This window comes from Nocardia sp. NRRL S-836, from assembly GCF_001279525.1.
Lineage (GTDB): Bacteria > Actinomycetota > Actinomycetes > Mycobacteriales > Pseudonocardiaceae > Lentzea.
In genome coordinates this window covers 76673-95814 of record NZ_LGDY01000106.1, presented here as the reverse complement: position 1 = coordinate 95814, position 19142 = coordinate 76673, and the positions used below count along the sequence as shown (strand labels likewise).

The 19142-nt window shown below is 71.8% G+C and carries 25 protein-coding genes; 11 read left to right on the top strand and 14 right to left on the bottom strand.

The genetic code is table 11. The annotated features are described in order from the left end of the window. The first annotated feature begins 78 nt into the window (after positions 1-78). Positions 79-306 (top strand): DUF1761 domain-containing protein, encoded by a 228-nt coding sequence (locus ADL03_RS24225; RefSeq protein ID WP_053735832.1) that lies wholly within the window; start codon positions 79-81, stop codon positions 304-306. After that, entirely contained in the window at positions 303-1337 is a 1035-nt protein-coding gene (locus tag ADL03_RS24220; protein WP_053735831.1) for an aldo/keto reductase, read from the top strand. Before ADL03_RS24225 ends, ADL03_RS24220 begins: the two co-directional genes overlap by 4 nt. Positions 1338-1438: 101 nt before the next feature. Here ADL03_RS24220 and ADL03_RS24215 read toward each other — a convergent pair whose 3' ends face one another. The 6 genes from ADL03_RS24215 to ADL03_RS24190 all read right to left on the bottom strand — a co-directional run bounded on the left by ADL03_RS24215 (position 1439) and on the right by ADL03_RS24190 (position 6547). Next, positions 1439-2368 (bottom strand): M56 family metallopeptidase, encoded by a 930-nt coding sequence (locus ADL03_RS24215; protein ID WP_053735830.1) that lies wholly within the window; start codon positions 2366-2368, stop codon positions 1439-1441. After that, the gene (locus ADL03_RS24210; RefSeq protein WP_053735829.1) at positions 2365-2727 is read right to left on the bottom strand and encodes a BlaI/MecI/CopY family transcriptional regulator; all 363 of its coding nucleotides are present in this window, start codon (positions 2725-2727) and stop codon (positions 2365-2367) included. Before ADL03_RS24210 ends, ADL03_RS24215 begins: the two co-directional genes overlap by 4 nt. 100 nt (positions 2728-2827) lie before the next feature. Then, a complete protein-coding gene (locus ADL03_RS24205) occupies positions 2828-5068 on the bottom strand; it encodes a cation-translocating P-type ATPase (protein WP_053735863.1) in 2241 nt (746 codons plus the stop codon). 31 nt (positions 5069-5099) lie between these two features. Next, positions 5100-6008, bottom strand: coding sequence for a hypothetical protein (locus tag ADL03_RS24200; RefSeq protein WP_053735828.1), 909 nt, complete (start codon positions 6006-6008; stop codon positions 5100-5102). 11 nt (positions 6009-6019) lie between these two features. Further along, a complete protein-coding gene (locus tag ADL03_RS24195) occupies positions 6020-6229 on the bottom strand; it encodes a heavy-metal-associated domain-containing protein (RefSeq protein WP_053735827.1) in 210 nt (69 codons plus the stop codon). A gap of 36 nt (positions 6230-6265) precedes the next feature. Then, complete coding sequence (locus tag ADL03_RS24190) at positions 6266-6547, bottom strand: metal-sensitive transcriptional regulator (protein ID WP_053735826.1); 282 nt, start codon at positions 6545-6547, stop codon at positions 6266-6268. Between the two features lie 195 nt (positions 6548-6742). Here ADL03_RS24190 and ADL03_RS24185 point away from each other — a divergent pair, with 195 nt between their 5' ends. After that, the gene (locus tag ADL03_RS24185; protein WP_063798690.1) at positions 6743-7387 is read left to right on the top strand and encodes a TVP38/TMEM64 family protein; all 645 of its coding nucleotides are present in this window, start codon (positions 6743-6745) and stop codon (positions 7385-7387) included. Between the two features lie 50 nt (positions 7388-7437). Here the strand turns inward: ADL03_RS24185 and ADL03_RS24180 are convergent, their stop codons facing one another. Further along, positions 7438-8046 (bottom strand): DUF305 domain-containing protein, encoded by a 609-nt coding sequence (locus tag ADL03_RS24180; protein ID WP_053735825.1) that lies wholly within the window; start codon positions 8044-8046, stop codon positions 7438-7440. Positions 8047-8095: 49 nt separating this feature from the next. Then, the gene (locus ADL03_RS24175) at positions 8096-8455 is read right to left on the bottom strand and encodes a hypothetical protein (protein ID WP_053735824.1); all 360 of its coding nucleotides are present in this window, start codon (positions 8453-8455) and stop codon (positions 8096-8098) included. A gap of 164 nt (positions 8456-8619) precedes the next feature. Here ADL03_RS24175 and ADL03_RS24170 point away from each other — a divergent pair, with 164 nt between their 5' ends. Then, positions 8620-9105 (top strand): DUF4396 domain-containing protein, encoded by a 486-nt coding sequence (locus ADL03_RS24170; protein ID WP_053735823.1) that lies wholly within the window; start codon positions 8620-8622, stop codon positions 9103-9105. Here ADL03_RS24170 and ADL03_RS24165 read toward each other — a convergent pair. Then, complete coding sequence (locus tag ADL03_RS24165) at positions 9017-10381, bottom strand: MFS transporter (protein WP_255353393.1); 1365 nt, start codon at positions 10379-10381, stop codon at positions 9017-9019. The genes ADL03_RS24170 and ADL03_RS24165 overlap by 89 nt on opposite strands. Before the next feature lie 94 nt (positions 10382-10475). Here ADL03_RS24165 and ADL03_RS24160 point away from each other — a divergent pair, with 94 nt between their 5' ends. The 7 genes from ADL03_RS24160 to ADL03_RS24130 all read left to right on the top strand — a co-directional run bounded on the left by ADL03_RS24160 (position 10476) and on the right by ADL03_RS24130 (position 14825). After that, positions 10476-11063, top strand: coding sequence for a CGNR zinc finger domain-containing protein (locus ADL03_RS24160; protein WP_053735821.1), 588 nt, complete (start codon positions 10476-10478; stop codon positions 11061-11063). A gap of 95 nt (positions 11064-11158) precedes the next feature. Then, positions 11159-11446, top strand: coding sequence for a DUF3040 domain-containing protein (locus ADL03_RS24155; protein ID WP_063798688.1), 288 nt, complete (start codon positions 11159-11161; stop codon positions 11444-11446). An 86-nt stretch (positions 11447-11532) separates the two neighbouring features. Then, complete coding sequence (locus ADL03_RS24150) at positions 11533-12048, top strand: YbaB/EbfC family nucleoid-associated protein (protein WP_157529159.1); 516 nt, start codon at positions 11533-11535, stop codon at positions 12046-12048. A gap of 11 nt (positions 12049-12059) precedes the next feature. Beyond that, complete coding sequence (locus ADL03_RS48670) at positions 12060-12389, top strand: hypothetical protein (RefSeq protein ID WP_053735818.1); 330 nt, start codon at positions 12060-12062, stop codon at positions 12387-12389. After that, on the top strand, positions 12386-13522 hold the full coding sequence (locus ADL03_RS24140) for a WXG100 family type VII secretion target (protein ID WP_053735817.1): 1137 nt from the start codon (positions 12386-12388) through the stop codon (positions 13520-13522). The genes ADL03_RS48670 and ADL03_RS24140 overlap by 4 nt, the downstream gene beginning before the upstream one ends. Next, complete coding sequence (locus ADL03_RS24135) at positions 13519-14202, top strand: hypothetical protein (protein ID WP_053735816.1); 684 nt, start codon at positions 13519-13521, stop codon at positions 14200-14202. Before ADL03_RS24140 ends, ADL03_RS24135 begins: the two co-directional genes overlap by 4 nt. A gap of 2 nt (positions 14203-14204) precedes the next feature. Next, a complete protein-coding gene (locus tag ADL03_RS24130) occupies positions 14205-14825 on the top strand; it encodes a hypothetical protein (protein WP_157529157.1) in 621 nt (206 codons plus the stop codon). On the opposite strand, the gene ADL03_RS24125 is transcribed toward ADL03_RS24130, so the two are convergent. The 5 genes from ADL03_RS24125 to ADL03_RS24105 form a co-directional block, all read right to left on the bottom strand. Beyond that, entirely contained in the window at positions 14822-15094 is a 273-nt protein-coding gene (locus tag ADL03_RS24125) for a hypothetical protein (protein WP_053735814.1), read from the bottom strand. The genes ADL03_RS24130 and ADL03_RS24125 overlap by 4 nt on opposite strands. After that, entirely contained in the window at positions 15081-15479 is a 399-nt protein-coding gene (locus ADL03_RS24120) for a PRC-barrel domain-containing protein (protein WP_053735813.1), read from the bottom strand. The genes ADL03_RS24125 and ADL03_RS24120 overlap by 14 nt, the downstream gene beginning before the upstream one ends. Continuing rightward, positions 15476-16705: an NRAMP family divalent metal transporter gene (locus ADL03_RS24115; RefSeq protein ID WP_053735812.1), complete on the bottom strand. Its 1230-nt coding sequence runs from the start codon at positions 16703-16705 to the stop codon at positions 15476-15478. Before ADL03_RS24115 ends, ADL03_RS24120 begins: the two co-directional genes overlap by 4 nt. Next, positions 16702-17154, bottom strand: a complete 453-nt coding sequence (locus ADL03_RS24110) for a hypothetical protein (protein ID WP_157529156.1) — start codon at positions 17152-17154, stop codon at positions 16702-16704. Before ADL03_RS24110 ends, ADL03_RS24115 begins: the two co-directional genes overlap by 4 nt. A gap of 90 nt (positions 17155-17244) precedes the next feature. Beyond that, positions 17245-19122 (bottom strand): heavy metal translocating P-type ATPase, encoded by a 1878-nt coding sequence (locus ADL03_RS24105; protein WP_053735810.1) that lies wholly within the window; start codon positions 19120-19122, stop codon positions 17245-17247. Between the last annotated feature and the right edge of the window lie 20 nt (positions 19123-19142).

Sequence of the window (19142 nt, the reverse complement as noted above, 5' to 3'; positions counted from 1 at the left end):
GACCGATGCTGTCCTCTACCGGCGTGAGAGTGGGTCCGCACACGGCACCAGGCCGTTGTAATCGGAGGAAATGCGGACATGAATGTTCTCAGCGCGCTGGGCCCGGTCGACTGGATCGCCGTCCTGCTCGCCGTCGTGGCGTACACCGTCCTGGGCGGTGTCCGGTTCGCGGGCCTGTTCGCCAAGCCTTACGCCGCGGCTCTCGGCAGGGAGAGCACGCCCCGGCCGGACCGGCCGGCGCTGTTCTACGGCGGCCCGGCCGTCGGCACCGCCGGGACCGCGCTGATCGTGGTGGCGTTCCGATGAGGACACGCGTGCTCGGTCGCACCGGCATCGAGGTCAGCCCGTACTGCCTGGGCACGATGATGTTCGGTCAGGTGGCCAACCCCGACCAGGACGAGTGCGTGCGGATCATCCACCGCGCGCTGGACGCGGGGATCAACTTCATCGACACCGCCGACGTCTACTCCTACGGCGAGGCCGAGGAGATCGTCGGCAAGGCGCTGCGCGGCCGCCGTGACGACGTGGTGCTCGCGACGAAGGTCAACGGCGTGATGGGCGAGGGCCCCAACCGGTCCGGCAGCTCCCGGCGCTGGATCGTCGCCGAGGTGGAGCACTCGCTGCGGCGGCTGCGGACCGATCACATCGACCTCTACCAGGTGCACCACCCGGACCCGCGCACCGACGTCGAGGAGACGCTGTCCGCGCTGACCGACCTGGTCCGCGCGGGCAAGGTGCGCAGCATCGGCAGCTCCAACCTGCCCGCCGCGGACCTCGTGGAGGCGCACTGGGCGGCGCAACGCCGCGGCCTGGAGCGGTTCCGCACCGAGCAGCCGCACTACTCGGTCCTCAACCGGGGCGTCGAGCGCGACGTGCTGCCGGTGTGCGAGCGGTACGGGATGGGCGTGCTGGTCTGGAGCCCGCTGGCGGGAGGCCTGCTCACCGGCCGGTACCGCAAGGGCCGGCCGTCCGACGGCCACGCCGCCCGCATGCACTGGCTCCCGCGCCACATGACCGACGAGCACAAGCTCGACGCGGTGGAGCAGCTGCTCCCGGTGGCCGAGCAGGCCGGGATGTCGCTGACGCACCTGGCGATGGCGTTCACGATCGCGCACCCCGCGGTCACCTCGGCGATCATCGGGCCGCGCACGATGGCCCAGCTCGACGACCTGCTCGCCGGTGCGGACACCGTGCTGGCCGACGACGTGCTCGACGCCGTCGACCGGATCGTGCCGCCGGGCACGGACCTCGGTGAGCTCGACATCGCCCACATCCCGCCGTCGCTGACGACCCCGGCGTTGCGGCGGCGCCCGTCCGGTGACCGCGCCGCCTCCTGACCGGCACTCCGGACACGACGTTCGGTGGTTCCGGTGGTTCGCGCCACCGGAACCCGCTGAGCCGGGTTCGGCCGCTGACCGGTCCGCCGAGCCGACGGTCGTCAGCCCGGAGAGCAGGTCAGCAGCATCACCGCGACCACCGTCACGGCCGCGGTGACGACGGGAAGCGCGATGGCGGTGACGCCGGCGATCCCACCGGAGACCACCCGGTGCGTGCGGTTCGGCACCCGGCGGCGTCGCAGGCGGTCGAGACGGGCGTCCAGCACGTCCCGGCCCATCGCCAGCGCCGAGTCCGGGGCGCCGTGGCTCGACACCCGCATCAGGGCGGTGCGGACGGTGTCGCATCCATGGGCACGTGCGGCGGTCAGGTCCGCCGACATCTCGACCAGCTCACGGATCGTGCTCGCCGCGCGCGTGAACAGCGGGAGGACGGGCAGGGCGGTGGCGACGGCGTCCGCGGCGGCGACCAGCAGGTGGTGGCGTCCGTCGAGGTGGGCGCGCTCGTGGGCCAGGACCGCGCCGACCTCGTCGGGGGTCAGGTGGCGGTGCAGCCCTTCCGTGGCGACGACGACGCCGGGCCGCCCGGCGAGGCTGAAGGCCAGCGGGCGGTCGTGGTCGAGCCACACGGTTGGGTGCGGGCCGGGTTCCCGGCGCCCGGCGAGGCGGAGCACCGAGAGGTGTTCCGCGCGGGCACGGGCGCGTCGCCGGGCGCCGCGGGCGCCGACGAACGCTAGGCGGACCAACAGGGCGGCCAGCAGTGCGCCGCCGGTCAGGCCGCTGACCACCTCGATCTCGGGCGTGGTGCCGTGGCCCACCGAGTCCCAGCAGTGGTGCAGGGACTCCAGGACGCCGAGGCCGTGCTCGGGCAGCACGAGCAGCACCACAGCTGTGGTGGAGGTGGTCATGACGGCGACGACCGAGCTGGTCCAGGCGACGAGGGCGACCACCGGGTCGCCGATCCGCCGCAGCACCCGCGGTGCCAGCCAGCCCATCGCGGCGGACCCGAGCAGCAGTGCGAGTGCGACCGTCATCGGTCCGAGGACTTCCTGCGCAGCGCCCGGCGCAGCACCGCCGACTCCTCCTCGGTCGCGGACCGCGCGAAGTGCAGCAGCGCGGCCTCCGGGTCGCCGGAGGCGATGAGCACGTCCCGCAGGGCGTTCGCGGCGGCTTCGGCCCGGCTGGTCCTGGGCCGGTAGCGGTAGGCGTTGCCCTCGAGCTCGCGGGTCACCCACTCCTTGCGGTGCAGGTTGTCCAGCACGGTGAGGACGGTCGTGTAGGCGAGCTGCCTGCCGGTGTCCAGCCGTTCCAGCACCTGGCGCACCTTGAGCGGCCCGCCGTCGTGCCACAGCACGTTCATCACCGCGGCCTCCAGCTCACCGAGCCCGTGCATCACCCACGTCCTTCCAGGAGAACCCGGAGTATGCCCGCCACGGGCGGGCTCCCGTCCGGGCGGGCTGGTCCGGCTCGCGGCCGCGAGCCGGACCAGGTGATCACACGGTGTGCCGGTTCGCGCTGCGGAAGCCCCTCAGACGCAGGCTGTTGCTCACCACGAACACCGACGAGAACGCCATCGCCGCCCCGGCGATCATCGGGTTGAGCAGGCCGAGCGCGGCCAGCGGCAGGGCGGCCACGTTGTAGGCGAAGGCCCAGAACAGGTTGCCCTTGATCGTGCCGAGCGTGCGGCGCGACAACCGGATCGCGTCGACGGCGGCCCGCAGGTCACCGCGCACCAGCGTCAGGTCGCTGGCCTCGATCGCGACGTCCGTGCCGGTGCCCATCGCGAGACCCAGGTCGGCCTGGGCGAGTGCGGCGGCGTCGTTCACGCCGTCGCCGACCATCGCGACCACCCGTCCCTCGGCCTGCAGGCGCTTGACCACGTCGACCTTGTCGGCGGGCAGCACCTCCGCGACGACCTCGTCGATGCCGACCTCGGCGGCCACCGACCGCGCCACGGCCTCGTTGTCCCCGGTCAGCAGCACCGGCCGCAGACCGAGCCCGCGCAGGCCCGCGATCGCCTCGGCCGAGGTGGGCTTGACCGTGTCGGCGACCACCAGGACGCCGCGGGCCTCGCCGTCCCACGCCACCAGCACCGCGGTGCGGCCGTTCTCCTCGGCCTCCTTCTTCGCCGTGACCAGGTCCTCGCCGAGCCGGACGCTCCACTCCTGGAACAACCGGGCCCGGCCCACCAGGACGGCGTGCTCGCCGACGACACCCTGCACGCCCAGGCCCTCGATGTTCTGGAAGCCCTCGACCGCGGGCAGGTCACCGACCCGTTGCGCGGCACCGGCGGCGATCGCCCGCGCGATCGGGTGCTCGGAGGCGTGCTCCAGGGCACCGGCCAGGCGCAGCAGCTGCTCCTCGTCGACACAGTCGGCGACGTGCACCTCGGCCAGGCTCATCCGGCCGCTGGTGACCGTGCCCGTCTTGTCGAGCACGACCGTGTCGACGCGACGGGTCGACTCCAGCACCTCGGGCCCCTTGATCAGGATGCCGAGCTGGGCGCCACGACCCGTGCCGACCAGCAACGCCGTGGGCGTGGCCAGGCCGAGCGCGCACGGGCAGGCGATGATCAGCACCGCGACGGCGGCGGTGAAGGCCGCCGACGCGCCCGTGCCGGCGCCGAGCCAGAACGCCAGCGTGCCGACGGACAGCGCGATGACGATCGGGACGAAGACCGCGGAGATCCGGTCGGCGAGGCGCTGCGCCTCGGCCTTGCCGTTCTGCGCGTCCTCGACCAGCTTCGCCATCTGCGCGAGCTGGGTGTCCGCGCCGACCCTCGTCGCACGCACCACCAGCCGCCCGCCCGCGTTGACCGTGGCACCGATCACGCTGTCACCGCCGGTGACCTCGACCGGCACCGACTCGCCGGTGATCATGCTCAGGTCGACCGCGGAGCTGCCCTCCTCGACCACGCCGTCGGTGGCGATCTTCTCGCCGGGCCGGACGACGAACCGGTCACCGGCCCGCAGCTCGTCCACCGCGATGCGCACCTCGCGGCCGTCCCGCAGCACGGCGACGTCCTTGGCCCCCAGTTCGAGCAGGGCCCGCAGGGCGGCACCGGCACGGCGCTTGGACCGCGCCTCGAAGTACCGGCCGGCGAGGATGAACGTCGTCACGCCCGCCGCGACCTCGAGGTAGACGTTGCCCGCGCCCGACATGCGCTGCACGGTCAGGTCGAAGCCGTGCTTCATGCCGGGAACGCCGGCCGTGCCCAGGAACAGCGCGTACAGCGACCACAGGAACGCCGCGGCCACACCGAGCGAGATCAGCGTGTCCATCGTGGCGGCGCCGTGCTTCAGGTTGGTCCACGCGGCCCTGTGGAACGGCCAGGCCGCCCACACGACCACCGGTGCGGCGAGCGTCAGCGACAGCCACTGCCAGTAGTCGAACTGCAGCGCCGGGATCATCGCCATGGCGACCACCGGCACGCTCAGCACGATGGAGGTGACCAGCCGCTGACGCAGCGGCAGCGTGGGGTCCGCCTCCTCCGCCTGCTCGCCGGTCGCCGGGGGAGCGGGCAGCTCGGCGGTGTAGCCGGTGTTCTCGACGACCTTGACCAGGTCCTCGGCGGTCAGCGACTCCGGGAAGCTGACGCGCGCCTTCTCCGTGGCGTAGTTGACGGTGGCCCGCACGCCGTCGAGCTTGTTCAGCTTGCGCTCGATCCGCGCGGCGCAGGAGGCGCAGGTCATGCCGCCGATGGACAGTTCGATCTCACTTGCCGGTGAGCTCATGGAACGCGCCTCCTCTTCGAGGGTGTCGTGCTCAGCCACCGTGACCACCGTGGTCGTCGGCGTGCGTGGGCGTGGCGGTCGCGGGTGCGGTGCCGTCGGTGCTGAGCGTGAAGCTCGCCGTGCGGACCTCGCCCCCGTGCTGGAAGTCGAGGAACAACCGGTAGCGCCCGGCCGTGGGCACCTCGACGGCGAACTGCACGTCCGGACCGGCACCGGGGCCGTCCTGCGGGTGCACGTGCAGGTAGGCGAGGTCGGCCGCGCGCAACGCGACCAGGTGGCCGTTCGCGCCGAGGTACGGCTGCAGGTCGGTGACCGGCCTGCCGTCCCTGGTGACCGTGGCGGTCACGGTGGACCCGGCTCCGGCCTTCAGGTCGCCGGTCAGCCGGACGACGTAGCCGTCCACAGCGGACTCACGGGTGTCCGCGGCGAAGTGCTCCGGTTCGTAGGGCCCGGCGACCTGGACGTCCGCTCCCAGCGTGGTCTTCGCGCCGCCCGCCGGCTTGAAGTCCGCGAACACGCGGTAGCTCCCGGCCGCGGGAAGGGTGAGCGGGAGCGACCAGGTGCCGTCGGCGGCCATCTCCGGGTGCACGTGCTGGAACCCGGACCCGTCACGGCGCACCAGCACGAGGTGGAGCTTCTTCTCGTGCTCCACGTCGAACTCCGTGACGGTGCCGCCGCCGGTCGTGCCGATCCGGAAGCTGAAGGTCTGCCGGGTCTGCGCGGTCAGGGCGTTCTGCGCCAGGTCGAGCACGTAGCCGTTGTCCGCGACGGACAGTCCGGGCGGGACGGCGGCCGCGGTGGGCTGCCCGGCGCCGTGGTCCATCGCCTGTGGCGTGTCCGCGGTGCCCAACGGCCCGGCGGCGGCGCCCGCAGCCCATGCGCCGCCGAAGACGATCGCCAGCACACCGGCGTAGGCGGCCACCTTCGTGGCGGTGTTCATCTGCCTCCCCCTCAGCTGCTGACCAGCGCGTAGCCGGCCTCGGTGACGGCGGCCCTGACGTCGTCCTCGGCGACCGGCCGGGTGCTCGTGACGGTCACCTTGCCGCTGTCGAGCTCGACGGCCACGTTCTGCACGCCGTCGATCCGGCTGACCTCCTCGGTCACCGAGCTGACGCAGTGCCCGCAGGTCATGCCGCTGACGGTGAAGACGGACTCGGACATGGGGTGCTCCTCGCAGGTGGTTCTGAAACGGTGGGGTCAGGAGCGGACCAGGCGGGCGATGGCGTTGCTGGCCTCGGCGATCTTGTCGTCCGCTGCCGCACCGCCCTCGGAGATGGCCTGGCTGACGCAGTGCCTGAGGTGCTCGTCGAGCAGGTTGAGCGACACCGACTGCAGGGCCCTCGTGGCGGCGGAGATCTGGGTGAGGACGTCGATGCAGTAGTCGTCGTTCTCGATCATCCGTGCCAGTCCGCGCACCTGACCCTCGATGCGCCGCAAGCGCCGCAGGTGGTCGTCCTTGTTGTCGGTGTAGCCGTGCATCTACCGCTCCTGTCGATCGGTCCGCCGCGCGGCCGGTCGAGCTGACCGGGGGAACGGCGGGCGCTTGCCGTATTTATACCCATGGGGGGTATGGGTGTGCAAGAGGTTCGGCGATACGGGTGGGGGGTATGTGTCACGCGGCACGTCAGCTGGCTGCCTTACGATCGAGTCCGACGACCACCGAGAAGGGCTCTCATGCGTGAAGTGCGTGTGACCGCGCTGGTGGTGCTGGTCGTCGTGCTGGCCGTCACCGTCGCGGTGGTCGATCTGCCCGAGGTGGCGCAGGTGCGTGCGTGGATCGAGGCGGCGGGCGCGTGGGCGCCTTTCGTGTTCCTGCTCCTCGGTGCGCTCGGCACGCCGTTGTTCCTCCCCAAACCGGTGCTGGCCACCGCTTCCGGCCTGCTGTTCGGGGTGGTCCCCGGTGCGGCACTGGCGATCGCGGCGTTCACCGCGGGTGCGTTGCTCTCGTTCTGGGTGGGCCGGCTGCTCGGTCGTGACGCCGTCGCACGCAGGCTCGGCGCGGGACGGCTCCGGGTGCTGGACGACGTGTTCGCCGCGAACGGCCTTGCGGCCACGATCGTCCTGCGGCTGCTGCCGGTCGTGCCCTTCGCCGCGTCGAACTACGGCGCCGGTGTCACCGCGGTGCGGCCCCTGTGGTTCGGGCTGGGCACCGCGATCGGCCTGGTGCCCACGACGCTGGTGGCCGCGTTCCTCGGTGACGCCGTGCTCGGCCTCGGTTCGCCGCGGTCCATCGCCGCCGCTGCCGCCTGGCTGGTGCTCTCGGCGGCCGGTCTGGTGTGGGGCAACAGGTTGCTGCGCGAGGCCCGCGTCCCACGCTGAGAACGCCGGGCGGAGAACGGGATCCTCCCCCCGGCGCTGTAGCCGCCCGCTCAGCCCTGCTTCAGCAGGTTCCGCATCTCGGTGATCTCGGCCCGCTGGGCTTCGGCGACCTCCTCGGCGAGCTTCCTCGCCTCGGCGCTGGCGCCCTTCTCCTGCTCCGCCTCGGCCATCTCGACCGCACCCTCGTGGTGCTTGATCATCATTTCCAGCCACGCGCGGTCGAACTCCGCGCCGGTGGCGCCGTTGAGCTTCGCCATCTCCTCGGCCGTCATCATGCCCGGCATGGAGCCGTGGCCGGACCCGTGGTCCATGCCCGGCATCGACGTCGGGGCGGGCGCGGCGCCCCACTTCGCCAGCCACCCGGTCATCTTCTCGATCTCCGGTGCCTGCGCTGCCGCGATCCGCTTGCCGAGCTCGGTGACCGCCGGGTTCGTGCTCTTGCCCGGCACCACCGCCGCCATGTCCAGCGCCTGCCGGTGGTGCTCGATCATGGCTCGCGCGAACTCGACGTCCTGCTCGTTGTGCCCGTCCTGCCGGCCGGAGACGGCCGGTGGCGCGGTGGTGGTCATGGCGTGCGTGCCGGCCATGTCGTTGCCGCCGCAGCCCGCGAGGAGCGCGACCGCCGCGACACCGAGACCGATCAGGGATTTCCGCTTCATGTGCAACCTTCTGTGCTGGGAATGTGACCGACCGTGGAAGCGGTGTCGATCACAGCCTCAGCACGCACAGGGAGCTCAGCAGTGCGCGGCCGCCTGGCGGGGGAGGCCGTTGCGGCGCACGTGGCCACGCGGGTGTGCCGGTGGCCCCGCTCTGGGTTGGGCGCAGCGCGCGCAGCAGCAGCCAGCCGAGCAGCAGTGGCACCACGGCGGCGAGGACCGCCATGCAGAGGTGCAGCACGCCGTGTGAGGGCTCCGGTTCGCCCGGCGCGTGGTCGCCGTGCGAGCCGGTCGCGGTGGACATGGCGGGCGGCCCGGTGTCCGGGGTGACGTGGTGCATGCCGACGACACCGAGGAGCAGCAGGCAGAGCAGGGCCCACTGGGCCGCTGTTCGCCGCGTGCTCCCGTCCATCCCACTACCGTACCTAGTAGATCCCAGGTTCGGTGCCTGCGGGTCACCACTTCGAATGGATCACACCTCAGCCGGCAGATCGGTGTTGACACCCCCAGGGGGTATGAGCGTAACGTGCACGCCGAGATACCCCCAGGGGGTACCCGGATCCGAAGGGGAACGTCATGGAGCACGGCAGCGCGGGGCAGGGTCTGACGAGGTTGGCCGTTTCGGCGACGCTGCACTGCCTCACCGGCTGCGCGATCGGTGAGGTGCTCGGCATGGTGATCGGCACCGCGTTCGGCTGGTCGAACCTGCCGACCGTCGTGCTGGCGATCGTCCTCGCCTTCGTGTTCGGCTACTCGCTCACCATCCGCCCGGTCCTGAGGTCGGGGCTGCCGCTGCGGGCCGCCATCGGTGTGGCCTTCGCCGCGGACACCGTGTCGATCGCGGTCATGGAGATCGTCGACAACGGCGTGATGCTCCTCGTGCCCGGCGCGATGGAGGCGGGGTTGACGAACTGGCTCTTCTGGGTCAGCCTCGCGTTCTCGCTCGCGGTGGCGTTCGTCATCACCGTGCCCGTCAACCGCTGGCTGATCTCGCGGGGCAAGGGGCACGCGGTGGTGCACCAGTACCACGGCGGCGGCCACGAAGGACACCACCAGCACTGAACCACCCGTGGCCGCGAGGACCTCGCGGCCACGGTTCTCCCCGGCCTGGTGTGCGCGGCGGAGAAGGCGGAGGGTCACGATGGACAGCGAGCCCGGCTCGGTCGGGGAGGTCGCGCAGTGTCCGCAGTGGACTGACCAGCAGCACGCAGCCGTACCCGGTGAACAGCGCGGCGACCACCCACAGGGCGGTGCGGTTGCCGAGCACGTCGCCGAGCGCACCCGCCGTGAGCGTGCCGGCCGGGACTGCGGCGTAGGTGAACAACGCCGCGGTGGAGCCGACGCGGCCGAGCAGCTCCGGCGGGCAGTACGCCTGCCGGAAGCTGGTCATGATCACGGTGATGGCGACCAGGCCGGTGCCCGTGGCCATCGTGCCGACGGCGATCAGCACGAGCCCGGGACCGTTGGACGTCAACGGGACCAGCAGTGCGAACGGGCCGGTGACCAGCGCCCACGCCACCATCGCGCGTGCCGTGCCGAAACGCCGGCCCGACCACGGTGCCGCGGCCGCCCCGGCGATGCCGCCGACGCTGATCGTCGCCGCCAGCACACCCACGATCGCAGGTGCGGCTCCGACGTCGCGCACGAGGAACACCACCTGCAGGGTCTGCAGGCCGGTGAAGGCGAGGTTGCCGATGGCGCTGAACAGTCCCAGCGTGCGCAGGTGCGGGTCGGCCCAGGTGAACCGCAGGCCCTCGGTGATCCGCGCCCGCAGACCCACCTCTCCGACCGGCGCCGGCTCCGTGGCCCGGATGCGGGACAGGCACACCGCCGAGACGGCGAAACTGGCGACGTCGAGCAGGAGGCACCCGGCCGCGCCGAGGACCTGGACGAGCACGCCGCCGAGGCCACGACCGGCGACCTGCGCGACCTGCTCGCCGCCCTGCAACCGGGCGTTCGCCGTGACGAGACCGGCTTGCGGCACCACCACGGGCACGTACGCGCGGTACGCCGTCACGAACACCGTCGTGCAGCAGCCGGTGAGGAACGCGACGGCCGCGAGGTGCGCCATCGTGAGCACCCCCGCCCACGCCGCGAGCGGCACGCTGAGCAGCAGCAGCCCGGACGCCACGTCGCAGCCGAGCATGATCGGCCGTTTGCGGGCGCGGTCGACCCACGCACCGGCGTGCAGGCCGAGCAGCACCCACGGCAGGTAGCTCGCGGCGCTCAGCACGCCCATCAGCACCGAGCTCGCGCCCAGCTCGGTCACCGCGAGCAGGGGCAGCGCCACGGACGTGACGGCGGCGCCGAGACGGCTCGACGTCTCACCGGCCCACAGCAGCGGGAAACCCCGGTCGGACCGCAGGACGCACCCCCTCGTGTCACTGCTGCTCTCTAGAATGACAGTGACACGCGAGAGGATGACTGGTCAATTGCGATTCGACAGTCACTATGACGCACCCGTCCGGGTCGCCGCCCTGCTGGTGAACGCGCTCACGCCCGGCCACAGCCGCAGCCGACCGCATGTGCCACCCGAGGGCGCCGAACGGGCGGAGGTGATCACCGCGGCCCTCCGGTCGGCGGGCGAGTGCTTCGAACGGCTCGACGTCGTCGGCGAACAGGACGCGCGCGACCTCCAGGCGTCGGCCCAGGCGCTGCGGCTGGTCTTCACCGCGATCTCCACCGGTGACGTCGCGACCGCGGCGAAGCACGTGAACGACCTGCTGACGGCGGCCCGGGTCCGGCCGGAGCTGGTGCTGCACGACGGCGATCCCGCCTGGCACGTGCACCACCGCGGCACCGCCGGCGGGGTGGCCGCCGAGTGGGCGGGTGTGTGCGCCGCGGGGCTCGCGGTCGTGCTCGGCACCGAAGCACGCGGCAGGCTCGGTGTCTGCACGGCGCCCCGGTGCGACCGCGTGTACGTCGACACGTCGTACAACGGCACCAGGAGGTTCTGCTCGACGGCCTGCCAGAACAGGGTCAAGGCGGCGGCGTTCCGGCACCGCGGCAGGGCGGGCTGATCAGGCGGTTGCCGGCCGTTGCGGCGGTGATGCTCTTGGCAGAGCGCGGAACGGGAGCGATAGTGGTCGGAGCACGGCAGACTTGGAGGCCCGCAATGGCGTTGGCAGACCATGAGAAGCGCGTGCTCGAGGAGATCGAGCAGCGCTTGTTCGACGAAGACCCCAGGTTCGCGGCCAAGCTCACCCGGCCGTCGCCGCTGTCGTTCCTGTCCCACCGGACAGTGCGCCTCCTCGGCGTTCTCACCGCCTACCTCTGCGGCCTGCTGGCCGTCATCGCCGGGGTGACGTGGTCGTCGGTCGCGCTGGTCGGGCTCGGCGCCGTCGCGTGCGCGGCCGTGTTCACGGGGTTGCTGGTCACGGCCTGGCGCGCCCACCGCCGCTAGCCGGTCCACACAGGACCGCGACCCGGGGCCGCCGGCGGGTCGCGTAGCCTCGTCACGTCGATCGAGGACGTTTCGGGGGAAGTGCCGTGACAGACCGCCAGGAGCGGATGCAGTCGCTCATGCGCTCGTTCGAGGAGCAGGCGAAGAAGGCCGGTGAGCTGCAGCAGGCGATGAAGGACCTGCGTGGCGTCGGGCGCAGCCGGGACGGAGCCGTCACCGTGACCGCGGCGACCTCCGGCGCCGTGCTCGGCCTGCAGCTGGCGCCGAACGCGATGAACCGCTCGCACGTCCAGCTGCAGCAGGAGATCCTCGACGCGATCAGGATGGCCACGCAGAACGCCGCGCAGCAGCTGGAACAGGCCGTCGCACCGATCCTGGGCGACCGGCTGCAGCAGTTCAAGGACGGCATGCTGGCCTCGGGCGTCGAGCCGATCATGCCGTCGGCGCCGCCTCCGCCCGGCGCGCCGCCTCAGCCCGCCGCGCCGCAGCCCCCGTTCCCGCCGCAGGCGCAGCCGCCGTTCCCGCCACCCGCGGCACCGCGGAACCGACCGGTTCAAGATCACGTCGAAGACGAGGAACCGCCCAGCACGTACCTGCGGTAGGGGGGAGTCAGGTGAGTTTTCACGTTCAGCCCGAGGCGCTGACCGCGTTCGCACGCGGCAGTGACAGCCTCGCGGAGAAGTTCGGTGCGCTGGCGAAGCTGCTGGAGCAGGCCAGGGTCGACGACCAGTGCTTCGGCCCGATCGGTGACGCGGTCGGGTTGAGCAGCGGCTACTTCAAGAGCCTGCAGGAGTGCCAGCAGCTCGCCACGGACGCGCAGGCGTTCCTGAAGCAGACCGGTGAGCAGCTGCAGGAGAGCTTCGAGGTCTACCGGGGTGTGGACGACGGCCTCACGCAGGCGTTCGGCCAGATCAGCAAGGGTCTCGGGGGCGGTGCCCGGTGACCGGTCCCGGCACGTTCGCCGACCTCAACGACGGCGACCAGAAGAACTGGTTCGAGCAGGCCGCCGGCCGGGGCAGCTCCGCCTACAGCGCGATCGCCGACCTGGCCGACGCCACGTCACCGCCGCAGATGACCGCGGCCACGATCTCCGGCCGCCTGGAGCTGCTGCAGACGCTGGCGAGCCCCGGTCAGGCGTTGCTGGACAACGGCCTGGGCTTCCTCGTCTCGATCGTGCTCAGCCCGCTGATCGAGCTGGCCGAGTGGGCGATCGGCGACCCCGAGCAGATGCGCGCCACCGGCGCGGGCTGGGAGGAGGTCGCGAAGTGGCTCGACGAGGTCGCCGAGTCCGAGAAGAAGCGCGCCGACACCACCAAGGCCATGTGGGTGGGCTCCGCCGGTGACGGCTTCCGCAAGCAGGTCACCGAGTTCGCCGGCGGTGTCGAGGCGCTGGCGGAGGACATCCGCGGTCTGAAGCAGACCCTGGAGACGATCGCCGAGCTGTTCGACATGTTCGTCGAGTTCGTGATCCAGGTGCTCACCGAGCTGATCATCGGCCTGATCGTGCAGTGGCTCGCGGCGCTGGCGGCGTCGTGGATCACCGCGGGCGGCTCGGTCGCCGCGGCGGGCGCGACGACGACCGTGCAGGTCGGCAGCACCGGCGTGCGGATCTCGATGCGGGTGACGAAGCTGCAGATGGAGCTGTTCAAGGCCGTGCAGCAGATCGAGAAGCTGCTGGTGCGGCTGCGCGGCCCACTGCGCCAGGTCATCCAGCGGATGAACGGCCTGCGCGGCGGCAACATGGCCCAGCAGTTCGCCGGCCGCCACCTGGGGTCGAACCCGATCGTCAACGTCGTGACGCGCGCGGACGGGACCTCGCTCGCGTCGACCACCGCGAACCGGTTCATGCAGGGCGTCACCGGCGAGGGCGCGCTGGCGGGCAACATCGCGCAGACCGTGCTCACCGGCGCGCTCGGCGGGCAGACCAGGATCACCGGCGCGCTGTTCAGCGCCGGCATCGACTCCGCGGTCGACGGCGCGATCAAGTTCGGCAGCCAGGAAGCCTACGACGCCGCGCAGAACAAGCCGTCGGAAGAAGAACGCCGCGACGCCGAGAAGCGCGGGTTCAGCTGGTGAAGCTCAACGGGGTGCTGGCCATCCGCCAGTCGTGGTGCGCTCCGGGCGAGCCGGTCCTGGTGTGCGTGCCGGGCGGTCGCGGCGCGATGCGCTTCGACGTCGGCGGCCTGGACTGGTGGGGCAAGCCCGAACGCGGAGTGGTCGGCAAGGTCGTGGCGGGTGTGGCCAGTGTTCCGTTCGCGCTGGCCACGGCCGACGATTGGCAGGACAGCGCAACGCCGCCGAACGTTGTCGTGTTCGGGCCACGGCCCGACGCCCTCGCGATGCGGCCGTGGCAGAGCCTCGACGGCTCCGCCCAGGTGTGGTGCGTGCTGACGCCGCGCCGGTTCGCCTGGGTCGCCGCGGTCGAGGAGAGCGAGGGGCCCGAGCAGGAGGTGTCGTTGCTCGACCAGGTGCGCGGCTTCGCGAAGACCGCCAAGGACGTGCTCTCGGGCAAAGGCCTGTACCCCGCGCACCGCCCGGTGGAGACCGTCGCGATCCGCTCGGTGGGGGAGCTGCCGCGCGCGCAGATCGCCGGCATCGCCGTCGCGGAACGCAAGCTGCCGCGCAAGAACCTCACCTATCGCGACGCCCACGTGCTGCGGGTGTCCTTCGTGGACGGATCGGGTGTCGACCTGCTCGCGGGCCCGCGTCCCGACCAGGCGCACCGGTTGCTCGCCATGGCCAACGGACAGGGGTGATCGTGCCCAGGGACAGGGTCAAGCTCGCGGAGATCGCCCAGAAGCACTGGGTCCGCACCGGCGAGCAGGTCGTGTGGGCCGTCGAGCGCAAGGGCCACATCGGTTCGGCGGGCAGGGCACCGCACGTGCTCGTCGGTGACGTGCCGGTGGCCGGGATCGCCGAGCCCGAGTGGCCGCTGCCGACCGCCGCCGTGAGCAGCGGTCAGTTCTGCCTGGACGAGTGGGCGCACGACCCGGCCGTGTGGGGCTGGGCGCACGCGCAGAGCCCCGCGCAGCTCGCCGTGCGGTGGGCCGACCTGTTCACCACCGGGCGCGACGAGTGCTGGTTGCTGCTGACCAGTCAGCGCCTGGGGCTGGTGGTCGAGGGGGAGGTGCTCGAACCGGACCGCGGCGGCCTGCTCAGCCGGGTGCGCGGCTCGCAGCGCGAGGTGCCGCCGCTGGTCACGTGGTGGGAGGCGCCGGTCAGCGTGGCCCGGCGGTTCGTGGCCGTGCCGCTGGGCAGGCAGGTGCAGCCGGAGTGGTTCGTGCGGGTCGAGTTCGCCGACGGCTCCGCGTTCGACTTCCGCGACCCGCAGGCGGAGCAGTCCGTCCGCACCGCGTACGCCAACCTGGGGACCGCCTAGTCCTCCCGCGGCGACCAGTCGACGTCCTCCCACGCCACCTCGCGGGTGCCGCGGTGCAGGAGGCGGGAGAGCTTCTCGATCACCCAGGGTCGTTGCAGCCCAGGGCGTTCGTAGCCGAGCAGCCGCCCGCGACGGCGTGGTGTGACGAGCACGCGCACGACCCGTGGCCGGCCTTCGGCGTCGGGTTCGGCGAGCAGGTCGGCCACGAGGCCGAGTGGGCGGCCCCGGCGGTCGTGGACGGTGCGTCCGAGCAGGTCACTGGCCAGCATCGGTGGCTCCCGGGATGCGTCCGATCACGTGGTCGCTCAACCACAGTTCGAGTGCGGGGGTGTCGAGCAGCTCGTGGCGGACGTCGAGCCGGATGGCGCTGCCGATCTCGGCGATCCGCTCGTAGGGGATGCGCAGCGGTTTCGGGTCCCCGGTGGTGTGCATGCGGCGTGCCACCGCCGTCATCCACCGGCCCAGCGCGCCGCCGATGCGGGTGCCGAGCGCGTGGTGGCCCACGAGGAGAGCCGCGACGAACGGCCTGCCGTCGTCGGTGACACCGAGCTCGATGTCGTCGGCCTTGCCGACGAGGTAGCCGTCCAGGTCGACGATCTGGCGGTCCAGGAGGTGGAAGTCGATCCGCAGCGGGTCGGGTGCGTCGGTGGTCATCGTCCCATCCCGGTCAGGATCATCAGCGGCACGGCGGCGACCGCGGCCACCAGGATGATCACGAGGTAGGTCACGCCCAGTGCGTTGGTGAACCGGCTGTTGACCTGGTCGCCGAGGTAGTCGCGGTCGTTGGCGACGACCAGGATCGGCAGGTAGGTCAACGGCAGTGCGACCGCGCTGAACACCAGGGAGAACTCGGTGATCGTGATCGGGTCGGCCGTGGTGAGCAGCAGCGCGACACCGAGCAGGATGCTGATCAGCACCACGGTGTGGAAGCGCGCGGCCTGCTTCGGCCGCACCAGTTTGCCCCACTGCCAGCCGAAGTACTGCGCGACGGTGTAGCCGGCGGACAGGCCGGTCTCCAGCGCGGCACCGAACGTGGCGGCGAAGAAGCCGAGGATCAGCACCGCGAGGCCCAGCTTGCCCAGCGCCATCGCGACGGGCAGCGCGGTCTGGCTCAGCCTGTCGACCTGCACGCCCAGCGGCTCGTAGACCACCGCCGCGCACGCCATGACCGCCAGCGACAGCAGGCCGCCCAGCGGGAAGCCCACGAACACGTTGATACGCTCGATGGTGAGGTCCTTGCGGGACCACTTCTCCTCGACCCCGCCGGAGGAGAAGAAGAACACCTCGTACGGCGTCATCGCCGCGGCGAACAGCGCGACCGTGAAGAAGCCGTACGTGGCCCAGTCCTCGGTGGCCGGCGGCCCCAGGCTCGTGACCTGGTCACCCAGCTGCGCCCACGGCGGGTCCAACGCGAAGAACGCGACGACGAAGACCACGAGCGCGAGACCGGCCAGCCCGAAGACCCGTTCCATCGGCTCGAACTTCACCCGCCACAGCACCACCCACAGCACGAACGCCACGATCGGCACCCACAGCAGGTAGTGCACGCTGGTGGCCAGCTGGATCGCGAGCGCGACACCGCCGATCTCCGCGCTGAGCGTCAGCAGCGTGACGAGATAGGACCCGGCCAGGTTCGCCAGCGCGATGCGCGGCCCGAGCCGTTCCCGCACCAGGTCGAACACCGGACGGCCGCTGACCGCCGCGACCCGGCCGGCCATCTCCGCGTACACGCAGATGCCGATCACGCCGAGCACGACGACCCACGCGAGCCTCATGCCGAACCGCGCGCCGGTCTCGGAGTTCGCGACGAGGTCGCCGATGTCGACGAACCCGCCGATCGCGGTGAGGATGCCGAGGGTGACGGCGAGGAACCGCTTCATCGCAGCCGCTCCAGCGTCGTCGCGAGGCGGTCGCCCACCGCGGTCAGACCGGCCACGCAGGCGTTGATCGCGTCCCGGTCGTCGTTCTGGATGGCGAGGTCCAGGTCGCCGACGATGCGGGCGGAGTCCTGCAACGGCGGCAGCACCTCGTCCCGCAACCGGCGGGTGTCCTGGTCGGTCGGCGGCAGCTCGATCACGTCGGTGACGGCGGTGGTCAGGTTGTCCCCGACGTCTTCGAGCGCCGTCGACTCGTAAGCGCCGAACGTGTTGCCGCTCAGGGCACTCTGAGCCGTGAGACGGGCGGTGCCCACCGCGGACACGGCGTCCTGGACGCTCGACTCCACAGTGGACCGATAGCTGCTCGGCGACTCGGGCCACACCCCGAGCAGCACGACGGCGAGCAACACCGCGCCCACCCCCACCAGACCCGCCCATCGACGTTTCCGCACACCGGCCCTGTACCCGTTCTCGCGTCAGCGAAACCATCCCGTTGTATGCACAGAATCGGACATTTGCCGCAGTACGGCACTAGAAACGGTTCAGCGGACGCGAGACCGCCGACCGGCGGACAGCAGCCGCATGCCGTTGAGCGCCACGAGGACCGTGGAACCCTCGTGGCCCGCGACACCCAGGGGGAGTGGCAACGTTCCGAAGAGGTCCCACGCCGACAGCACCACGATGAACGTCCCCGCGATCGCGAGGTTGGCGATCACCACCCGGCGCGCGCGGCGGGCCAGTGACACGACGGCCGGGACGACCGCGAGATCGTCGCCGACGACCACCGCGTCGGCGGTGTCCACCGTCAACGCGGAACCCTTGCCGCCCAGGGCGATGCCCGCGTGCGCGGTCGCGAGGGCAGGGGCGTCGTTCACGCCGTCCCCGACGAACAGCACGTTGCCGTTCATCTCCCGCACCGCTTGCACCTTGTCCTGCGGCAGCAGTCCGGCACGCACGTCCTCGATGCCCACGGCAGTGGCAACCCGTTGTGCCGCAGCGTGGTTGTCACCGGTCAGCAGTACCGGCCGTTGTCCGGTGAGGACGGTGATCTCACGTACGGCGGCCGGGCTCGACGGCCGGATCTCGTCCGCCAGCTCGATCACGGCGACCGCACGGCCGTCCACGACGACCTCGACCGCGGTGGTGCGCTCGGAGTCGTGCCGCCGCACGGCAACCGCGCGTCCGGCCACCCGTGCCGTCACGCCCACGCCCGGAGTCGCCTGGAAGTCGCGGGCCTCGGGCAGCCGGAGGTTCCGCCGCCGCGCCTCGGCCACGACGGCCCGTCCGATCGGGTGCTCGCTGAACTGCTCGGCGGCCGCGGCCAGCGCCAGCACCTCGTCCTCGTCCTGCTCGGTGACGACGCCGACGACCTGCGGCGTGCCCTCGGTGAGCGTGCCGGTCTTGTCGAACGCCACCACGTCGACAGTGCCCAGCTGTTCCATGGCCACGGCGGACTTCACCAGCACACCGCGCTTGCCCGCGTTGGCGATCGCCGCCAGCAGCGGGGGCATCGTGGCCAGCACCAGCGCACACGGCGAGGCCACGATCATGAACGTCATCGCCCGCAGCAGACTGGGTTCGAGCGCGGCGCCGAACAGCAGTGGCAGCGCGAACAACGTCAGCGTCACGGCCACCACGCCGACCGAGTAGCGCTGCTCGACCTTCTCGATGAACAGCTGCGTCTTGGCCTTCGTGGCGGAAGCCTGCTCGACCAGCGCGACGATCCGCGCGATGACTGAGTCCTTCGGCTCGCGGCCAACCCGCACGCGCAGCACACCGGTGCCGTTGAGCGACCCCGCGAACACCTCGCTGCCCGGCCGCTTCGGCACCGGCAACGGCTCACCGGTGATGGACGCCTCGTCGACCTCGCTGCTCCCGCCGACCACCTCGCCGTCCCCGCCGATCCGCTCACCCGGCCGCACGAGGACCTCGTCACCGATCCGCAGCGCCTCCGCGTCCACCTCCCGTTCGCCGCCGTCCGGCAGGACCAGGCACGCCCGCTGCGGCGCGAGGTCGAGCAGCCCGCGCACCGAGTCCGCGGTCCGCTGGGTGAGCACGGCCTCGAGCGCACCCGACGTCGCGAAGATGACGATCAGCAGCCCACCGTCGACGACCTGCCCGATCGCGGCCGCACCGACCGCCGCGACGATCATCAGCAGGTCGACGTCGAGCGTGCGCTCCCGCAACGCCCTGAGCCCGGTGAGCGCGGGCTCCCACCCGCCGGCGACGTAACAGGCGAGCAGCGGCACCCACCACGTCCACGGCGCCGCTCCCGCGAACTTCAGGCCGACGCCGAACAGGAACAGACCGGTGGCCGCGACCGCCCAGCGGACCTCGGTGATCGTGAACGGAGAACGCGTTGCCGTCCGGGCGGGCTGCGGCCGGTCGAGGAGGAGCGTCGAAGTCACGCCGGGCACCATACAGGAACATCTGAAGACCT